The sequence below is a fragment of the Collinsella aerofaciens genome (assembly GCF_040926265.1).
GTDB lineage: Bacteria > Actinomycetota > Coriobacteriia > Coriobacteriales > Coriobacteriaceae > Collinsella > Collinsella aerofaciens_BB.
The window spans coordinates 17,681-34,435 of record NZ_JBCOIL010000027.1 but is presented as its reverse complement, the minus strand read 5'-3'; the positions used below and the strand labels follow the sequence as shown (position 1 = coordinate 34,435).

General features: G+C 58.7%; 14 protein-coding genes. 10 read left to right on the top strand and 4 right to left on the bottom strand.

Annotated features, from left to right (window positions below):
- Positions 1–136: 136 nt before the first annotated feature.
- A complete protein-coding gene (locus tag AB5767_RS08350) occupies positions 137–604 on the bottom strand; it encodes a hypothetical protein (protein WP_195503802.1) in 468 nt (155 codons plus the stop codon).
- A gap of 277 nt (positions 605–881) precedes the next feature.
- Here AB5767_RS08350 and AB5767_RS08345 point away from each other — a divergent pair, with 277 nt between their 5' ends.
- Entirely contained in the window at positions 882–1,313 is a 432-nt protein-coding gene (locus tag AB5767_RS08345; protein ID WP_368132517.1) for an Hsp20/alpha crystallin family protein, read from the top strand.
- 82 nt (positions 1,314–1,395) lie between these two features.
- Here AB5767_RS08345 and AB5767_RS08340 read toward each other — a convergent pair whose 3' ends face one another.
- Positions 1,396–2,205 carry an MBL fold metallo-hydrolase gene (locus AB5767_RS08340; RefSeq protein WP_368132518.1) on the bottom strand — a complete coding sequence of 270 codons (810 nt, stop codon included), beginning with the start codon at positions 2,203–2,205 and terminating at the stop codon, positions 1,396–1,398.
- A 48-nt stretch (positions 2,206–2,253) separates the two neighbouring features.
- Here AB5767_RS08340 and tilS point away from each other — a divergent pair, with 48 nt between their 5' ends.
- From tilS to AB5767_RS08315, 5 genes are all read left to right on the top strand, one after another.
- Positions 2,254–3,792, top strand: a complete 1,539-nt coding sequence (gene tilS / locus AB5767_RS08335; RefSeq protein ID WP_368132519.1) for a tRNA lysidine(34) synthetase TilS — start codon at positions 2,254–2,256, stop codon at positions 3,790–3,792.
- A gap of 148 nt (positions 3,793–3,940) precedes the next feature.
- Entirely contained in the window at positions 3,941–4,489 is a 549-nt protein-coding gene (gene hpt, locus AB5767_RS08330) for a hypoxanthine phosphoribosyltransferase (RefSeq protein ID WP_006235600.1), read from the top strand.
- 1 nt (position 4,490) lies between these two features.
- On the top strand, positions 4,491–6,620 hold the full coding sequence (gene ftsH / locus AB5767_RS08325; RefSeq protein WP_368144849.1) for an ATP-dependent zinc metalloprotease FtsH: 2,130 nt from the start codon (positions 4,491–4,493) through the stop codon (positions 6,618–6,620).
- A 189-nt stretch (positions 6,621–6,809) separates the two neighbouring features.
- A complete protein-coding gene (locus AB5767_RS08320) occupies positions 6,810–7,994 on the top strand; it encodes a pyridoxal phosphate-dependent aminotransferase (protein WP_368132521.1) in 1,185 nt (394 codons plus the stop codon).
- 165 nt (positions 7,995–8,159) lie between these two features.
- Positions 8,160–8,981 carry a phosphatase gene (locus AB5767_RS08315; RefSeq protein ID WP_368132522.1) on the top strand — a complete coding sequence of 274 codons (822 nt, stop codon included), beginning with the start codon at positions 8,160–8,162 and terminating at the stop codon, positions 8,979–8,981.
- A gap of 78 nt (positions 8,982–9,059) precedes the next feature.
- Here the strand turns inward: AB5767_RS08315 and rlmD are convergent, their stop codons facing one another.
- Positions 9,060–10,508 carry a 23S rRNA (uracil(1939)-C(5))-methyltransferase RlmD gene (gene rlmD / locus AB5767_RS08310; RefSeq protein WP_368132523.1) on the bottom strand — a complete coding sequence of 483 codons (1,449 nt, stop codon included), beginning with the start codon at positions 10,506–10,508 and terminating at the stop codon, positions 9,060–9,062.
- A 349-nt stretch (positions 10,509–10,857) separates the two neighbouring features.
- Between rlmD and AB5767_RS08305 the strand changes: the two genes are divergently transcribed.
- From AB5767_RS08305 to AB5767_RS08290, 4 genes are all read left to right on the top strand, one after another.
- A complete protein-coding gene (locus AB5767_RS08305; protein WP_368132215.1) occupies positions 10,858–11,718 on the top strand; it encodes a transporter substrate-binding domain-containing protein in 861 nt (286 codons plus the stop codon).
- Positions 11,718–12,371, top strand: coding sequence for an amino acid ABC transporter permease (locus AB5767_RS08300; RefSeq protein WP_099432382.1), 654 nt, complete (start codon positions 11,718–11,720; stop codon positions 12,369–12,371). Before AB5767_RS08305 ends, AB5767_RS08300 begins: the two co-directional genes overlap by 1 nt.
- Positions 12,364–13,128 (top strand): amino acid ABC transporter ATP-binding protein, encoded by a 765-nt coding sequence (locus AB5767_RS08295; RefSeq protein ID WP_368132216.1) that lies wholly within the window; start codon positions 12,364–12,366, stop codon positions 13,126–13,128. Before AB5767_RS08300 ends, AB5767_RS08295 begins: the two co-directional genes overlap by 8 nt.
- A 310-nt stretch (positions 13,129–13,438) precedes the next feature.
- Positions 13,439–15,514 carry an elongation factor G gene (locus tag AB5767_RS08290; protein ID WP_368132217.1) on the top strand — a complete coding sequence of 692 codons (2,076 nt, stop codon included), beginning with the start codon at positions 13,439–13,441 and terminating at the stop codon, positions 15,512–15,514.
- Between the two features lie 129 nt (positions 15,515–15,643).
- Here AB5767_RS08290 and AB5767_RS08285 read toward each other — a convergent pair whose 3' ends face one another.
- The gene (locus tag AB5767_RS08285) at positions 15,644–16,627 is read right to left on the bottom strand and encodes a DNA/RNA non-specific endonuclease (RefSeq protein ID WP_195622347.1); all 984 of its coding nucleotides are present in this window, start codon (positions 16,625–16,627) and stop codon (positions 15,644–15,646) included.
- Between the last annotated feature and the right edge of the window lie 128 nt (positions 16,628–16,755).

The window sequence follows — 16,755 nt, the reverse complement described above, 5'->3', positions numbered from 1 at the left end:
CTGACCGGTGGACGGCACCGAGCCGTACGCTTGAACTGAGAAGGGGGAGGCCTCGCGGCCTCCCCCTTTTTTGCGTTTACCGGGCATAAATGACTCATTTTCGCCAGACGATTTAATTCTTTTTGGTATTGAGCTTTTATTTAAAGAAAATAAAACGAATAACAAGGGCAACTGCTATGGCTGCAATGATCAAAAGCAGGATTGTCAGTCGATGCTGCTTGCGTCGTTTACTTGATGAAACGAAGATTGATTTTCCCTGTTTTGGCGTTTCGAGATAGCGAGCCGAATGCGTCAAGGTTTGCTTTGGTCGAGGACCTCTTTGTTGATGAGCGGCGGATGCTTTCATCGGCTCATCACTAGCTGCGCTGTTTTTAGATAATGGTGCGTCTTTCAGATATACAGGGTCTCCCGAGGCGACGCCCATATGTTTGCGTCCCGTTTGGGCATCCTCAAGCGTTTGATATCGATTTCTCGTCACATACTCGGGCTCCGGATCATTAATGGGCTCTTGCGAGATGTGGGGGCGATGGAACCGTGGCGGCTGCGTGGAAGTATCTTCCCCCTGCGTCGGCATAAACATATTGTTCTGGTTTTGGTCGTCCATGATGCCCTTTAGCTCGTTACCAACAACGTGTACGCGCTCATTGTAAGCCCCTTGTTATTTGTAGCTGGGGACATACTCGGTATTTAAGCTCTGGTTCAAAGAACCTTAACCTTCCTAAAACCTGAGTCATACGCACTTAGATATGCTTATAGTACTGGACTCAAAAAACTTTATAGTCGATGTATATATGAGCACTGGGTGGGCATATATAAGAGCGTCAAAAGAAGTCCCAGTCACCTGGAGGATGACTCGGCAGTCCTATAAAGGAGTGGTAAACATGGCAAGCATGGTTCCTTATCGTTCGGTTTTTGGCGTTCGTCCCTCTGCAAGCTCGCTGTTCGATCTGTTTGATGATATGAGCGACCTAGCGAACAGCTCGATTGCCTCTAAGGCGTTCCCCGTTGACGTTGAGGATAAGGGCGATGACTATGAGGTCAAGGCTTATCTGACCGGCGTCGCCAAGGACGATATCGATGTCGAGCTTAACGAGGGTCGTCTGTCCATTAGCGTGAATGTCGAGGAAGACGAGGAGAACGAGGGCAAGAACTTCCTGCAGAAGGAGTTCAGCTCGTACAGCGCGACGCGTGGCGTGTATCTTAAGGACGCTTCGAGCGAGGGCCTCTCGGCTAAGTATGCTGACGGCATCCTGACCGTTACGGTTCCCAAGATCGTCGAGAAGAAGAACGTTACGAAGATCTCCATCGAATAACTTCGTTGGTGTTCTTCGCTATTAAAAGACAACAAAAGGGGCTGGGAAGCGATTCCCGGCCCCTTTTGCTGTTTAGGACAGTCTATTGAATGGTTGCTGGCCGATACTGGCTTGCGGGGCGTATCGAGAGTTTTCGCGATCCTTGGAGAAGGGTGGCGGAGCTGCCGAGCTCGTCATCCAGGGTTGCGGCTAGAGCTTTGGCATAGCTTTTGACGGTAAGGCTTGGACGATTGTTGTCTTGGCTGATATGCATGGCAATGAGCTGTTCGGTGCGATCGGTAACAAGTTCGCGCGCGGCTTCGGCGGCTTGGCCGTTGGAGAGGTGTCCCCTTGCAGACAGGATGCGCTCCTGAAGAAAGCGGGGATATTCTCCCTCGCGCAGCATGGTCACATCGTGGTTGCTTTCGAGCGCGAGGACTCGACAATCTTTGAGGGTGTTCATGGCTTGGCTCGATAGCTCTCCGGTGTCGGTAGCAAAGCCGATGGAATCATCGAGGGCGTCGAATCGAAAGCCGATTGGATTTATGACATCGTGTGATGTTGAGTAGGTTTGCACGTGGATGCCGGCAATGGATAGGGTGTCACCGGGGTCGAATTCCTCGACAGGCAGATGCGAAAGATTTTCTTTGCTCGAAAGTGTGCCCCTGCTGGCAAAGAGGGGACCGTGCCAGTGCTTGCACCAGACATCGAGACCCTTGATGTGATCGCTATGCTCATGAGTAATGAGAAGAGCCGAGACGTTGTCTGCCGAGAGCCCCAGTTCTGCCATGCGCTTTAATGTCTCGCGGCGAGACAGTCCGTCATCGACCATAATGAGCCCCTGCGGGCCCTCGATGAGTGCGCAGTTGCCTTTAGAGCCACTGCCGAGGATATGAAGGTGCAGACGAGACATAAGATTCCAAAGGATACAATGGGTGCGGACGAATAGAGGAGGAAGCGAATGCCAACGGTATCACAGCATTACGGACACCATGCCGTGCCTGGGGCAGTCGATGAGACCCGGACGAGACAGCAGGCTGCTCCTGTCGTGCTCATGGTATCAGGCGGCGCGGACTCGACGGCACTGCTTCTTATGGCGTGCACATCAAAGCTGGATATCCAAGACGGACGCGGTGTTGCCCCCATTGCTCGCGAGCGCCTGCATGTGCTGCATGTAAACCATCATCTGCGCGGCAAGGCGTCCGATGGCGACGAGGCCTTTGTGCGTGAGCTCTGCGCGCAATATGGTTTACCGCTGTGTGTGGAGCACGCTTATTTTGATGGGGAGTCGGGCAATATTGAGGCCGCGGCCCGCGAGGTGCGCTATGCCGCGGCGCGGAGGTATGTTCGCGAACTCTGCGCCCAGACGGGGGCGCCGCGAACGGCGGCTCGTATCTGCACCGCGCACACGTCTTCGGATCGCGCGGAAACGTTTTTGATGAACGCGATTAAGGGTTCGGGGCCCGCTGGTCTATCGAGCATTCCTCGCCGGAGGAATATCGTGGTGCGTCCCTTGCTCGACCTAACTCATGGCGAGCTCGTGGGCTATCTACAGGTACATGGTCAGCCGTGGCGTGAAGACGAGAGCAATGAGGATATCTCGTATCTGCGAAACTACGTGCGCCATCGAGTGATGCCGGTGGTGGCGCAGCGCAACGCGGGCGTCTGCAAGACGATTGGCGCCGCCTGTGAGATCTTGGGTGATGAAGATGCGTTTCTATCCCAGCTGTCGGCACAGGCGTTTCGAAGCTGTTTGCGCAAAGAGGCAGCGGGCGCGCTGGTGCTCGATGCCAGGCGCCTTGCTGCGGCCGAGGTGGTAATCGCGCGGCGCATCGTGCGACTGGCGATTAAGCGCATCGATCCGGACGCTCGTCCCGAGATGCGACATGTGGAGCGAGTCCTTTCCTGCGTTGCCGAGGGCGCCGGCTCGGTCACGCTTCCGGCGGGGATTGACGCACGCATTGAGTTTGGCATGCTGGCGTTTAAGGCGCCGGCGGCTCGCGAGGGCCTGGTCGCGGACTGGGTTACCGTACCCGGTCGTTTGCCGTTGGGCGGGGGGCGCATGCTGGTCGCAGAGCCGATGGCCGTTGAGCCGGGATGCGATATCGTGCGCCGCGCCCGTGAGCTTGCGGTTGCCGGGGAAGTGACAGCTTTGGTAGACGCGGCTGCCCTGGGTTTTGCCGACAGCGATAGTGAGCGGATCCTGGCGGGCTCACGTGGCGAGATCCCTGCAGAGGCGCGATTGGCGCGCCTGTGGGTGGACGGTCCCGCACCGGGAGACGTGATGTGCCCGTTAGGAATGAGTGGCCGAAGCAAGAAGGTATCCGACTTGCTAGGCGAGGCTCGCATTCCCGTTTCCGAGCGCGCCGGCGTGCCCGTGGTGAGGACGGCGCCGGGAGGTGCCGTGGTGTGGGTCGCCGGAGTTCGCGCGGACGAACGTTTTAAATGCACGGCGGCGACGCGTGTGGCTTATCTGCTTCGCGTGGTTGACGCGGATTAGCCCCTCGCACCAGCTGTTCTGTGCGGCGTTGACGGTATTCCCGCGCTGATGGTGCGCGGGCTGGAAAATATACCCCGTGCGCTGCTAGAATGTGTAGTTCGCGTCCATACGGCGGTGTGTGGGCGATTAAGCACAAGAAAGGGTTGTCATGGCTTCTCAACATCCGGATATCGAGAAGGTTCTGTTTACGCAGGAGGATATCGACGGCATCGTTTCTCGCCTGGGCGAGGAGATCACTCGCGACTACGCGGGTAAGGATCTGGTGCTGATCGCGGTTCTGCGCGGTGCCGTTGTCTTTATGGGCGACCTGATGCGCAAGATTGAGCTACCGACCAACATCGATTTCATGGCTGTTTCGAGCTATGGCGACGGTGTGAAGTCTTCGGGCATCGTGCGTATCATTAAGGATCTGGATATCGACATCCGTGGTCGCGACGTGCTGATCGTCGAGGACATTCTGGACTCGGGCCTGACCCTCAAGTACCTGATGAAGAACCTCGAGAGCCGCAAGCCCGCTTCGCTGGAGGTCGCTGCCTTCCTGTGGAAGGACGTTGAGGACCGCACCTCGGCCATCACGCCCAAGTATGTTGGAACCCATTGCCCCGATGCCTTTGTGGTGGGCTACGGCCTCGACTATGCCGAGCGCTATCGTAACCTTCCGTATCTGGGCATTTTGAAACCGGAGGTTTATTCGTAAGATGCCCGACGACCATAACGATAACAATTCCCAGACTCCCCGGGAGCCTAAGATCCCGGGGATGCCCGGAGGCAAGAAGCCCACGCGTACGGGCTGGCTGTATTTTATTTTGGCTTGCGCGCTTCTGGGCTACGCCTTCTTTAACATGGGCTCCGGCTTTGCCAATTCCAGCAATACCGTTAAGCTCGCGACGAGCGAGATGGTGAGCGCCATCAAGCAGGATCGCGTCGAAGATCTGACCTATACGGTTCAAGACGGAAGCGTGACGGGTCATTACTGGAAGACGAAGAAGGACAAGGGCGATACGAGCGAGCTCAAGAGCTTCTCCTCGACCTATGTCGGCTCCGATTCGCTTGCCGAGCTCATGGCGGAGCACCCCGATACCAAGTACATCGTCAACACCAACGATCCCGATTTTTGGGGCGACTTGGCGATGAGTGTGCTTCCGACGATCGCCCTTATCGCCATCATGTTCTACTTTATGCGCCAGATGATGGGCGCCAACAACAGGAACATGCAGTCTGGCAAGACCAACGCCAAGACCAACGAGGCCACACGCCCCAAGGTCAAGTTTGAAGACGTTGCCGGAGTGGACGAGGCAGTCGAGGAGCTCGAGGAGATCCGTGACTTTTTGAGCGATCCGGATCGCTATCGCAAGCTGGGCGCCAAGATCCCGCGTGGCGTGTTGCTGGTTGGCCCTCCGGGCACCGGTAAAACGCTGCTGGCCAAGGCCGTTGCCGGCGAGGCGGGCGTGCCGTTCTTTAGCATCTCGGGTTCCGACTTTGTCGAGATGTTCGTAGGTGTCGGCGCCAGCCGTGTGCGTGACCTCTTTAAGGAGGCCAAGTCCCAGGCCCCGTCGATCATCTTCATCGATGAGATCGATGCCGTGGGACGTCAGCGCGGAGCCGGCTTGGGCGGCGGCCACGACGAGCGCGAGCAGACGCTCAACCAGCTGCTGGTCGAGATGGACGGCTTTGAGGAAAGCGAGTCGGTCATCCTGATCGCCGCCACCAACCGCCCCGACATTCTGGATCCGGCGCTGCTGCGTCCCGGTCGTTTTGACCGTCAAGTTACGGTCGACCGTCCGGACGTGAAGGGCCGCGAGCAGATCTTGCGCGTGCATGCCGAGAACAAGCCGATGGACGAGGACGTTAAGTTTGAGAAGCTCGCCCAGATGACCGTTGGCTTCACCGGCGCCGATCTGGCAAATCTGCTCAACGAGTCTGCGCTGCTGGCCGCTCGCCGTCATCGTTCCGTGATCTCGATGGACGAGGTCGAGGAATCGATGGAGCGCGTGATTGCCGGACCGCAGCGCAAGGGTCGCGTGATGACCGAGGCCGAGCGCACCACAATTGCCTACCACGAGAGCGGTCATGCCCTGGTGGGCCACATCCTGGAGCACTCCGATCCGGTCCACAAGATCTCGATCGTCAGCCGCGGTCAGGCGCTGGGCTACACGCTGCAGCTTCCGCAGGAGGACCACTTCCTCAAGACCAAGAACGAGATGCTCGACGAGCTCGCCGTGTTCTTGGGCGGTCGCGTTGCCGAGGAGCTCATGTGCGATGACATTACGTCGGGCGCGAGCAACGATCTGGAGCGCGCAACCAAGATGGCGCGCGAGATGGTCACGCGCCTGGGCATGAGCGAGGAGCTGGGCACTCAGGTCTTTGGCGAGGCGCAGCATCAGGTATTCCTGGGCCGCGACTATGCCGATCATCAGGATTACTCCGAGGAGACGGCGCGCCGTATCGATATCGAGGTTCAGCGCATCATGCGCGAGGCCCATCGTCGTGCTGTCGAGATCTTGGATGCCCGTCGCGATCAGCTCGATCTGATGGCGAAGGTGCTGCTTGAGCGCGAGACTGTCGAGGGCGATGCCGTGAATGCCCTGCTCGATAACGAGTGGGACGCCTACCTTGAGCGCGAGGGCGATATCCTGGCGGCCAAGGAGGAACGCAATGCCAAGGCGGCCGGCATGCCGACCAAGAAGCGCGTGCCTCGCATGAGCGAGGAGGAGCTGGCGGCTGATGCCGCGGCCTTTGCGCAGGCGGCCATGCAGGAGGATGCCGAAGCCGCATCCGATGATGCTGACGATGACCATGCCGTCGTCGGTGCCGACACCGACAAATAGTCTTTGTGGCAAAAGCCTCCGCGGGGAAACCTGCGGAGGTTTTTTCTTTTGAGCGATATGGGGCCGTCTGTTGATTGGGGACAGACTTAAATGAGCGTTTTCACGCATTTAAGTCTGTCCCCAATCAACATTGCTGCGGCACTTTGCTCGACTAAAGCGTACAATAGCGCCTATGCGAAAGGGGAACAGATGATCAACGAAACTATGTATGCTCGCGGTGCGGAAAGCTCCATCATCCGTGAGATTTTTAGCTATGGCCTTGAGCGCAAGGCGCAGATCGGTGCGGAAAACGTATTCGATTTTTCGCTGGGCAATCCGAGCGTTCCGGCGCCGGCTGCCGTGGCTGAGTCGATTAAGAAGGCCCTGGAGCTGCCGAGTGATCAGTTGCACGGCTACACCCCCGCTCCGGGTCTGCCGCAATGTCGAGCAGCCGTCGCCGAATCGCTCAACCGCCGCTTTGGAACGAACTATGAGGGTAAGGACGTCTTTATGACGGTGGGTGCCGCGGCTTCGCTCACCTGTACGCTCAACGCCGTTACGAACCCGGGCGACGAGGTTATTGTTATCGCCCCGTACTTTCCGGAGTATCGCGTTTGGATTGAGAAGGCCGGCTGTACGTGTGTTGAGGCGCTCGCCGATGAAGATACGTTCCAGCTGAGCGTGGACAACGTGCTCAAGGCGATTACCGATAAGACGACTGCCGTCATCATCGACTCGCCCAACAATCCGACTGGTGCCGTATATACACGCAACACGCTGACGCGACTGGCCAATGTTCTGCGCGAGGCCAACGCTCAGCGCGATCCCGAGAATCCGATTATGCTCATCTCGGATGAGCCGTACCGCGAGATCGTGTACGGTGCCGAGGTGCCTTGGGTGCCCTCGATCTACGAGCACACCATCGTGTGCTACTCGTATTCCAAGTCGCTGTCGCTGCCGGGTGAGCGCGTGGGGTGGATCTTGGTTCCCAACACCAATCCGCAGGTTGCGCGTCTGATGCCGGCTGTTGCGGGTGCTGCCCGTACGCTGGGTTTTGTATGTGCACCGGCGCTCTTCCAGCGCGTGATTATCGATTGCATCGATGAGCCGAGTGATGTCGAGGCCTATGCTCGCAACCGCACGGCGCTCACCGATGCCTTGGCGGACTACGGCTATACCTATGTTGAGCCGGACGGTGCTTTCTACCTGTGGGTGAAGGCACTCGAGCCCGATGCGAATGCGTTTTGCGAGCGCGCAAAGAAGTATGAGTTGCTTGCGGTTCCCTCGGACAGCTTTGGTATGCCGGGTTGGTTCCGCCTGGGCTATTGCGTGAGTTACGAAACGATTGTCAATTCGCTACCCGCTTGGAAACAGTTGGCGGACGAGTATCGTTAAAAGTAAAGCGCTCTGCCTACAATGTTTTACGTGAAACGGGGTTTGGTGTTAAGCCGGACCCCGTTGTCATGGACGTTGTGTCTTTGGGATGGAGTGGTTTTACGACTATCGAAGGCTATGCGTACAATGAATATAAGCGACGGCCGTGCCAGATAAGGAGACCTGATGCCCTACCTGCTTTCTTGTGACATTCATACCCATACGATGTTCTCTGCGCATGCATATTCGACCATTGAGGAGAATGTGTACTGGGCGGCAGAGCGTGGTCTGCAGGTACTCGGATCTGCCGACCATTTGAGCTCTATGGTTACGCCTTGCCCCAATGACCTGCGCAGTTTCCAGTTCTTTATTAACCAGGATATCTGGCCGCGCATTTGGAGCGGCGTGCTGGTACTTCGCGGCGCCGAGGCCGATATCGTTTCGCTGGACGGAAGCCTGTTTGGCGAGGACACTCCTGTCACGCTCGATATTGCCGGCGATTCGTACAGCCGTCAGCATTCACTGTTCGATTTGGTTACGCGTAATTTGGATTATTTGGTTGCAAGCGTGCATAATCCGCAGATTGCTGAGGGCGCGACGCTGGCCCAGACGACCGAGATGTATATCAATGCCCTGGAGCACCCCAAGGTGTTCATGCTGGGCCACACGGGGCGTTCGGGCGTGCCGTTCGATATCGACGAGGTACTGTTGGCAGCTAAGGCCAAGCACAAGATTATCGAGATCAACAACCATAGTCTTGAACACGGTGTCGACACTGAGCATTGGGCCGTATGCCGCAAGATCGCCGAGCGCTGCGCCGAGCTGGGCGTGGGCATTGGCGTGTCGACAGATGCCCACATTGGCATGGCCATTGGCAAGCTCGATCACGCGCGCAAGATGCTCGACGAGATTCACTTCCCGCTGGATTTGATCGTGACGCACGACCGCGAGACGCTGCTGCGCGAGATGGCGGCAGCCGGCGTGTGCGATCTGCGCAATGGGATGTAGCGGAGTTTATAAACCAAGCGAAGGGGGCGGCCCAGGCGGGTCGCCCCCTTTCTTGTCCCAAAAATATACTGAGGTTGGTTAGCGGCGTTCGAGGACCGCTACGGTTTCGGTGTGGTCGGTGTGAGGGAACATGTCGACGGGCGTGATCTTGAGCAGGCGATAGCCTCCGTCGAGGAGCTGATGCAGGTCGCGCTCTTGAGTCACGGGGTTGCAGCTGATATAGGTGATGCGGCGCGGCTTAAGTGCGCAGGCAGCTTCGAGGAACTCGGGGGTGGAGCCGGCACGCGGCGGGTCGATGGAAAGGACATCGACCCGCTCGTTGTTGTCGGCGGCATCTAGGATGTAATCGGTGGCATCGTCGGCCATAAACCAGGCGCTGCGGGTAAGACCGTTGAGCTCGGCATTGCGGCGTGCGTCGGCAATGCCCGCCGGGTTGCGCTCCACACCGAGCAGCATGATGCCGATCCCCTTGTTCTGGGCATCTTTAGCTGCGCAAAGACCGATGGTGCCGCTGCCGCAGTAAGCATCCATAAGCACATCGCCCTGGCGCAGATCCATGCCGTCGATAGCGAGCTGATAGAGCAGCTCAGTCTGCTGCGGATTGGTCTGATAGAACGCGGTGGGGGAGATATCGAATTCGCAACCGAGCAGCTGGTCGCGCATGCATTCGGCGCCATAGACGATACGAGTCTCCTCACCCAAGATGGCGTTACCGGGACGTCCATTGATATTTTGGGCAACGGTGACGATATGCGGATCGAGCGCCGCGACGGCCTCAAAGAACTCCTGTGCATGCGGTAAGTCACGCTGGGCGGTCACGAGCGTAACCATGACCTGGTCGGTACGCCAACCGCAGCGGACGACGGCATAGCGGAGCAAGCCCAGATGCTTGTCCTCGTTAAAGGCGGGAATGTGCAGGCGCTCAGCTTCACGCGCGATGCCGTTGAGAATCTGACGAGCGCCCGGCGCCTCGACAGGACATTCGGGCACGGCAACGATTCTGTGCGAACCGCGCTCAAAGAAGCCGCAGCGGACAGCACTCTCCTTACCAGGAGCAAACGGAGTGGCGGCCTTATGGCGAAAACCGCGCGGCGCAGGATATTTGCCCGGGTCGCCCAGGGTGACGCCCATACCGCGAATGGCGTCGACGCTAATACCCTCGCGCTCGCAAAGAGCAGCAAAAAGCTCCTCCATGGCGGCCTGCTTGGCTACCAACTGCTTTTTATAAGGACGATTGAGTGCCGTGCACCCACCGCAAGCTTTCATGATGGAACAAGGAGACTTGGGGTCCACAGCCTTACGCGCAGACGAAACCCGATCTTTATGCGAGCGCTTGGAGCGAGTCTGAGATGCCTTATCCTCGTTCCGACGAGAGCCGGGACGCTTGGCCTTAGCCTTGCCCTTGGCCGACTTACCCTTCGCGTCCTGAGACGACTTGGATTTCTTAGAAGATTTTTTCTCCTCTGACCCCTCAGCCGCCTCGATCAAAGCACGACGAGCCTTACGCTCCGCACGAGATTCTGCCATGAATTAACCCCACTAATTTACAAATTGAAATCTGAAAGCATTGTACCGTGCCAAGTTAGCAGACGATATGCAAGCGCCCATTTCATGTCAGCGATAAGTCCAACGATGTTTGCCCGGCGTGGGCGGGGAGCGGCGCGTAATTAAGTTTATCGCGAGTTCCGCACGCAAAGGAAAGCACTTAATGTGCTTTCCGTCTTGCGCAGGACTGTAGAGCAGGAAACTTAATTACGCGCCGCTCCCCGCCCACGCCGGGCAACCTCTCCCTTGTACTTTATCAAGGTAGAGTGTATGATTCTGGACGTTACACGACTCACTTTACCTAACTAAAGTGCCATCAAGGGGGAATACCATGAATACCGATATGTCTCGTCGTCAGTTTGTTGGTCTAGCTGGCTCGCTTGCCACGGTGCTTGGCCTTGGTCTTGTCGGTTGCGGCGGTGGTGCCGGCAAGGGCTCCGCTGCTGGCTCTGCCGCGGCCAAGGATGTGAAGGGCGCTGCGGAGTCCAAGAAGCTCGTGGTGGGCTTTGATAAGTCCTATCCTCCGTACGGCTTTGTGGGCGACGATGGCGAGTACACCGGCTTTGATCTCGATCTGGCCAAGGCTGTTGCCGATAAGCAGGGCTGGGAGGTCAAATACGAGGCCATCGACTGGGATGCCAAGGATACGCTGCTCAATTCGGGCGCCATCAACTGCATCTGGAACGGCTTTACCATGGAGGGCCGCGAGGACGACTACACGTTCTCCGAGCCGTACATGCTCAACGAGCAGGTGCTGGTGGTCAAGAAGGACGCGGGCATCAAGAGCTGGGACGGTCTTGCCGGCAAGACCGTGATTACTCAGACTGATTCCGCTGCGCAGGATGTGCTCGAGGGTGACCAGAAGGATCTGGCGGCGACGTTTGCCACGCTCGATACCATCGGCGAGTACAACACGGCCTTTATGCAGCTCGAGAGCGGCGCGGTCGATGCCGTGGCTTGCGACCTTTCGATTGCCCAGTATCAGCTTGCCGCCAAGCCCGATGCTTATACGCAGCTTGATGAGCCGCTGTCCAGCGAGCACTACGCCGTCGGCTTTAAGAAGGGCGACACCAAGTCGGCCGACGCCGTGACCGAGTCGCTCAAGGCACTCTACGATGACGGTACGGTTAAGGATCTCTGCGACAAGTATTCAAGCTATGGTCTATCTTTCGATAATTGGGTGCTCAAGTAATGTCTATTCAGGTCATGATGCAGATGCTCGGCCAGGGATTCTTGGTCAGTTTGCAGCTGTTTGTGCTGACGCTGCTGGGGTCGATTCCGCTGGGAATCCCCGTGGCGTTTATGCGCATGAGCAAAATCGCGCCGCTTCGCTGGATTGCGCGCATCTATATCTCGGTCATGCGCGGTACGCCGCTCATGCTGCAGATGTTTGCCATCTACTTTGCCCCGTACTACGTGTTTGGCATTTCGCTCACGCCCGATTCCAAGTGGACGGCGTGCGTCGTAGCGTTCATCATCAACTACGCCGGTTACTTTGCCGAGATCTATCGCTCGGGCCTGCAGTCCATTCCGCGCGGTCAATACGAGGCCGCCGAGGTGCTGGGCTACTCGCGCCTGCAGACGTTTTTGTACATTGTGATGCCGCAGGTTGCCAAGCGTATTCTGCCGGCGATGGGCAACGAGATCATCACGCTGGTCAAGGACACGTCGCTGGCGTTTGCCATCGGCGTGGGGGAGATGTTCTCGACGGCCAAGGCGCTGGTCGCCTCGCAAGTGAGCATGGTGCCGTTTGCGATTGCGGCGTTGATCTACTGGGTCTTTAACTTTGTGGTCGAGATGCTGCTGGGCGCCGCCGAAAAGAAGCTGGACTATTATCATGACTAACTCAGTGATGAAAATCGAAAACGCACGTAAGGCGTTTGGCGGCAATGAGGTGCTCAAGGATATCTCGCTCGAGGTAAAGCGTGGAGAGGTCGTGGCGATTATCGGGCCTTCGGGTGGCGGCAAGTCCACGCTGCTGCGGTGTGCCACGCTGCTCGAGACGCTCGACGGAGGCTCGCTCTCGTTTGGCGACCTTGCCGTTGCGACGGATGCGGGTTCGGGCGCGGTCTATGCGAAGGGCGATGTGCCCAGGCAGGCGCGCTCGCGATTTGGCCTGGTGTTTCAGAACTACAATCTGTTCCCGCACTATACCGTGATGAAAAACACCACCGATGCGCCGATCCGCGTTCTTAAGCGCCCGCGCGAGCAGGCAGAGGCACGTGCATGCGAGTTGATCGCGCAGATGGGGCTTACGGGCAACGAGAACAAGGTTCCTTGTGAGCTTTCGGGCGGTCAGCAACAGCGCGTGAGTATTGCCCGCGCCCTAGCGCTCGACCCGGAGATCCTGTTCTTTGACGAGCCGACCTCGGCACTCGATCCCGAGCTGACGGCCGAGGTGCTGCGTGTCATTAAAGACCTTGCGGCGCAGAATATGACGATGGTGATCGTGACCCACGCAATGCAGTTTGCGCGCGATGTTGCCGATCGCGTGGTCTTTATGGACGGCGGTCGTATTGTCGAGGAGGGGCCCGCCGAGCAGGTTATCGACCATCCACGCGAGCAGCGCACGCGTGAGTTTTTGAGCCGTATCGAGGGATAGGCTCAGGTATTTGCTCAACTATTAATTGAGGCGAAGCCGCCGCAGGTCTTACGGTCTGTGGCGGCTTTTTGTTTGCATCGGCGGGGTTCAATAATCGCCTCACAAGCTTGTCTCTTCCTCTCGCCGCCTGTATTCATACGTGTGCCGAAAGGTGTGCATGGACGGTCGCCCGTGAGGGTAGGGTGGTGGCATAGGACATTTGGAGGGTGAGTCGGCTCGGCTGCCGACCATGCTGCTCCCGGGATGGCACCGACCGCGAACTCTCCCCGTTGGCGTCGCGCAATGCGCGCGGCCCTGCAAGGAGGTCATCATGGGTGCTCCCAAGACCGGCAATGTAAGGAACGTGGTGCTCGTAGGCCAAGGCGGGGTGGGCAAGACTTCACTCGCCGAGGCCATGCTCCACCTTTCTGGCAAGACCGCCCGCCTGGGCGGCCACGACGGCACCAAGCCCACGCTCGACTATGACCCCGAAGAGGTCAAGCGTGCATTTTCCATCTCGACGACCATTGCACCGATCGACTGGAAGGGCGCGCGCATCAATGTGCTCGATGCCCCGTGCTACCCCGATTTTATCGGCGACGCCTTTGCCGCGATGAGTGTTTGCGAGACAGCTCTGTTTGTGGTCGACGCCGAGGCTGGCCCGCAGCCTACGACGGTTAAGCTCTGGTATGCCGCCGAGGACCTGCGCCTGGCGCGTGCGGTGTTCGTAAACCGCCTGTCGCGCCCCGAGGCCAGCTTTGCGACCACGATGGACCTGCTGCAGGAGCGCTTTGGCACGCGCCTGGGCGCCGTGACCCTTCCCTGGGGCGAGGGCGAGGACTTTGACGGCATCATCGACCTGGTGCGCATGAAGGCGCGCCATTGCAACGGCGCCGAGGCCGTTGAGTCGGAGATTCCCGAGGAGTATCGTGCCCAGGCCGAGGAGGCCCATGACCATCTGTGCGAGCTGGTGGCCGAGGCTGACGACGAACTGATGATGAAGTACTTGGAAGGCGAGGAGACGCTGACGCAGGAGGAGCTCGAAGGCCTGCTGTCGAAGGCGATCGCCGAGCGCATCTTTGTGCCGGTCTTTGCGGGCGATTGCATCAAGGAGCAGGGCGTCAACTCGCTGATGGACGACATCGCCACGTACTTCCCGGCGCCGACCGACTATGGCGAGATGCCGCTCATTGACGGCGATTCGCTTAAGATCTCGAGTGACGATGACCGCCCGGTGGCCTTTGTGTTTAAGACCCTGGCCGATCCTCAGCAGGGTCGCATCAGCTTTATCAAGGTGCTGACGGGCACGCTTGAGCCGGGCCTTGAGCTGATCAACGCGCGTACCCGCAAGAGCGATCGTCTGGCCCACCTGTATGTGATGTGCGGCCGCGACATGACCGAGGTTGGCCACGCTTATGCCGGTGACATCATCGTGGCACCCAAGCTGGCGGCCGAGACGGGCGATACGCTCTCGATTACCGGCAAGGTCGAGGCTGCGGCGTTTAAGTTCCCCAACTCGCAGTACCGCATTGCCATCGAGGCCGAGAATCGCGGCGATGAAGAGAGGCTCTACACGTTTATCGAGAAAGCCTGCAAGGCCGATCCGACCATGAGCATCGACCGCGACGAGGAGACCGGGCAGACCATCATCTCGGCGGTGGGCGAGGCGCAGGTTTCGGTGCTGCTCAACCGTTTGGAGGATCGCACCAAGGTCGTGGCCAAGAGCGTGCCGATCCGCATTCCGTATCGCGAGACCATCCGCCGCACGGCGAGCGCACAGGGCCGCCACAAGAAGCAGACCGGCGGCGCCGGTCAGTATGGCGACTGCTGGCTGCGCGTTGAGCCGCTCATTGGGCCCGACGGCACGAGCGATGGCTATGAGTTTGTGGACGAGGTCGTGGGCGGCCGCATTCCGCGCTCGCTGATCCCCGCCGTGGACAAGGGCGTTCAGGAGACCATGAAGGACGGCATCATTGCCGGCTACCCGCTTACGGGGATTCGCGTGGCTGTGTACGACGGCTCGTATCACAGCGTCGACTCCAACGAGATGGCGTTTCGCGCGGCGGCTCGCATTGGCCTGCGCAAGGCATGCGCCGACGCCGATCCGGTGGTGCTGGAGCCCATCGAGGAAATCACGGTGACTATCCCCGAGAGCTACGCCGGCGCCGTGATGGGTGACATCTCGGCCTCGCGCGGTCGCGTGACGGGCATGGAGACCGATGAGCGTGGTGACACCGTGGTCATCGCTCAAGCCCCGCTGGCTGAGCTGACGGATTATTCGACGCGTCTGCGCTCTATCACGCGCGGCACGGGCGACTTTACCATGAAGCCCGCAGGCTATGAGCAGGTTCCTTATGACGTTCAGGCCAAGCTGGTCGAGCGCTATGAGGAGGGCCGCGCCAAGTAGCGTGCGGTTTTGCCTGCAACATGCATACCGATGCAAGGGCCGCTCCGGGTAATCCGGGGCGGCCCTTTTTGATCCCTTGGGGACGGAGGAAAACGGATCATTTTAGGTTTTGTGGCAGCTTGGTCGGCCCTAGTCCCCCGAGGCTTGATTGCGGCCGGTGGCGTAGTCGATCTGCACATGCGGCTGCAGGTTGTAGCAGTACACGTGGAAGCACAGGGTCTTACCGTGGTCCTCGACCGATTGCGCCTCAAGACGCACGCCGCGACAGACGAGTTCCTCTTCGTTGTACATGGGCGTGACGCGGTAGAGCACATGGTTGCCCGTGTCGCGGATGTAGTCGAGGATCTGCTCTTCAAATGGCAGCATGCCCGTCTCGTTGAGATAGCGCGTGCCGGTGAGGAGATTCTTGCGATTGGCGTTCTCGCCGCAGAGCGACCAGGCGATGAGGTGACAGCGGTTGTAGAGACTCTGACTCGGAATAAAGTCGTAGCGCTGCTGGTGCCAACCGGCAGGATGGATACGCGAGATATCGCCGCGCTTGCCTTGACCGAGCGATTCGGGGCCCACGCAGGCGAGCGCCTTGCGGGTGCGGCCAAGGCTGTCGAGCTTGGAGAATTTCTTAAAGCAGCCCTCTTCGGTGGCACGATCGTATTCATCGAGAGTGAACGACGGCGTGCCCAACGGGTGCGTGCTGTCGGCGCGAAGGGCTACGTAGGGGTTGCCGCCGTAGTCGGGAATGCTGCTGAGATATACGCCACGGGCGCGGTTGAGGTCAGGGTTTTCCACCTCGTCGATGGGGGTGGTGGAGCTGTCCTCGTGAACGTTGCCGTCGGTGTTGGTCGCGGTGGATTCGGAGCCATCGCCAGAGTCCTGGCTGTTTTGGGAGTCAGACGAGCTTGCTGTTCCCGATTCGAGGCGGGCGACTAGGTTCGCCTCGTTGTCGGTGCGGCTGGGGCTCTCATTTTGCTTCTCAGCCAGAGTCGCCGCCTGCTCATCGCTTTGCGGAGACAACAACTTGGGTGCTCCGTCGATCGACCCTGTGAACAGCGCAAATCCCAGCACCACGGCGGTGCCGATGGAAAGTACTTGCTTGTAGGCGGATTTGCGCGACATTGCGGCTCCTGGATGGACGGTTGAGAATCTACCAGTCTAGCAGGAGCCGACAGGGGCCGTTCTATCGAACAAATACTTAAGATTTGGGATAGACGCTACTGATTCATTTGCCTCATATTTGACGTATG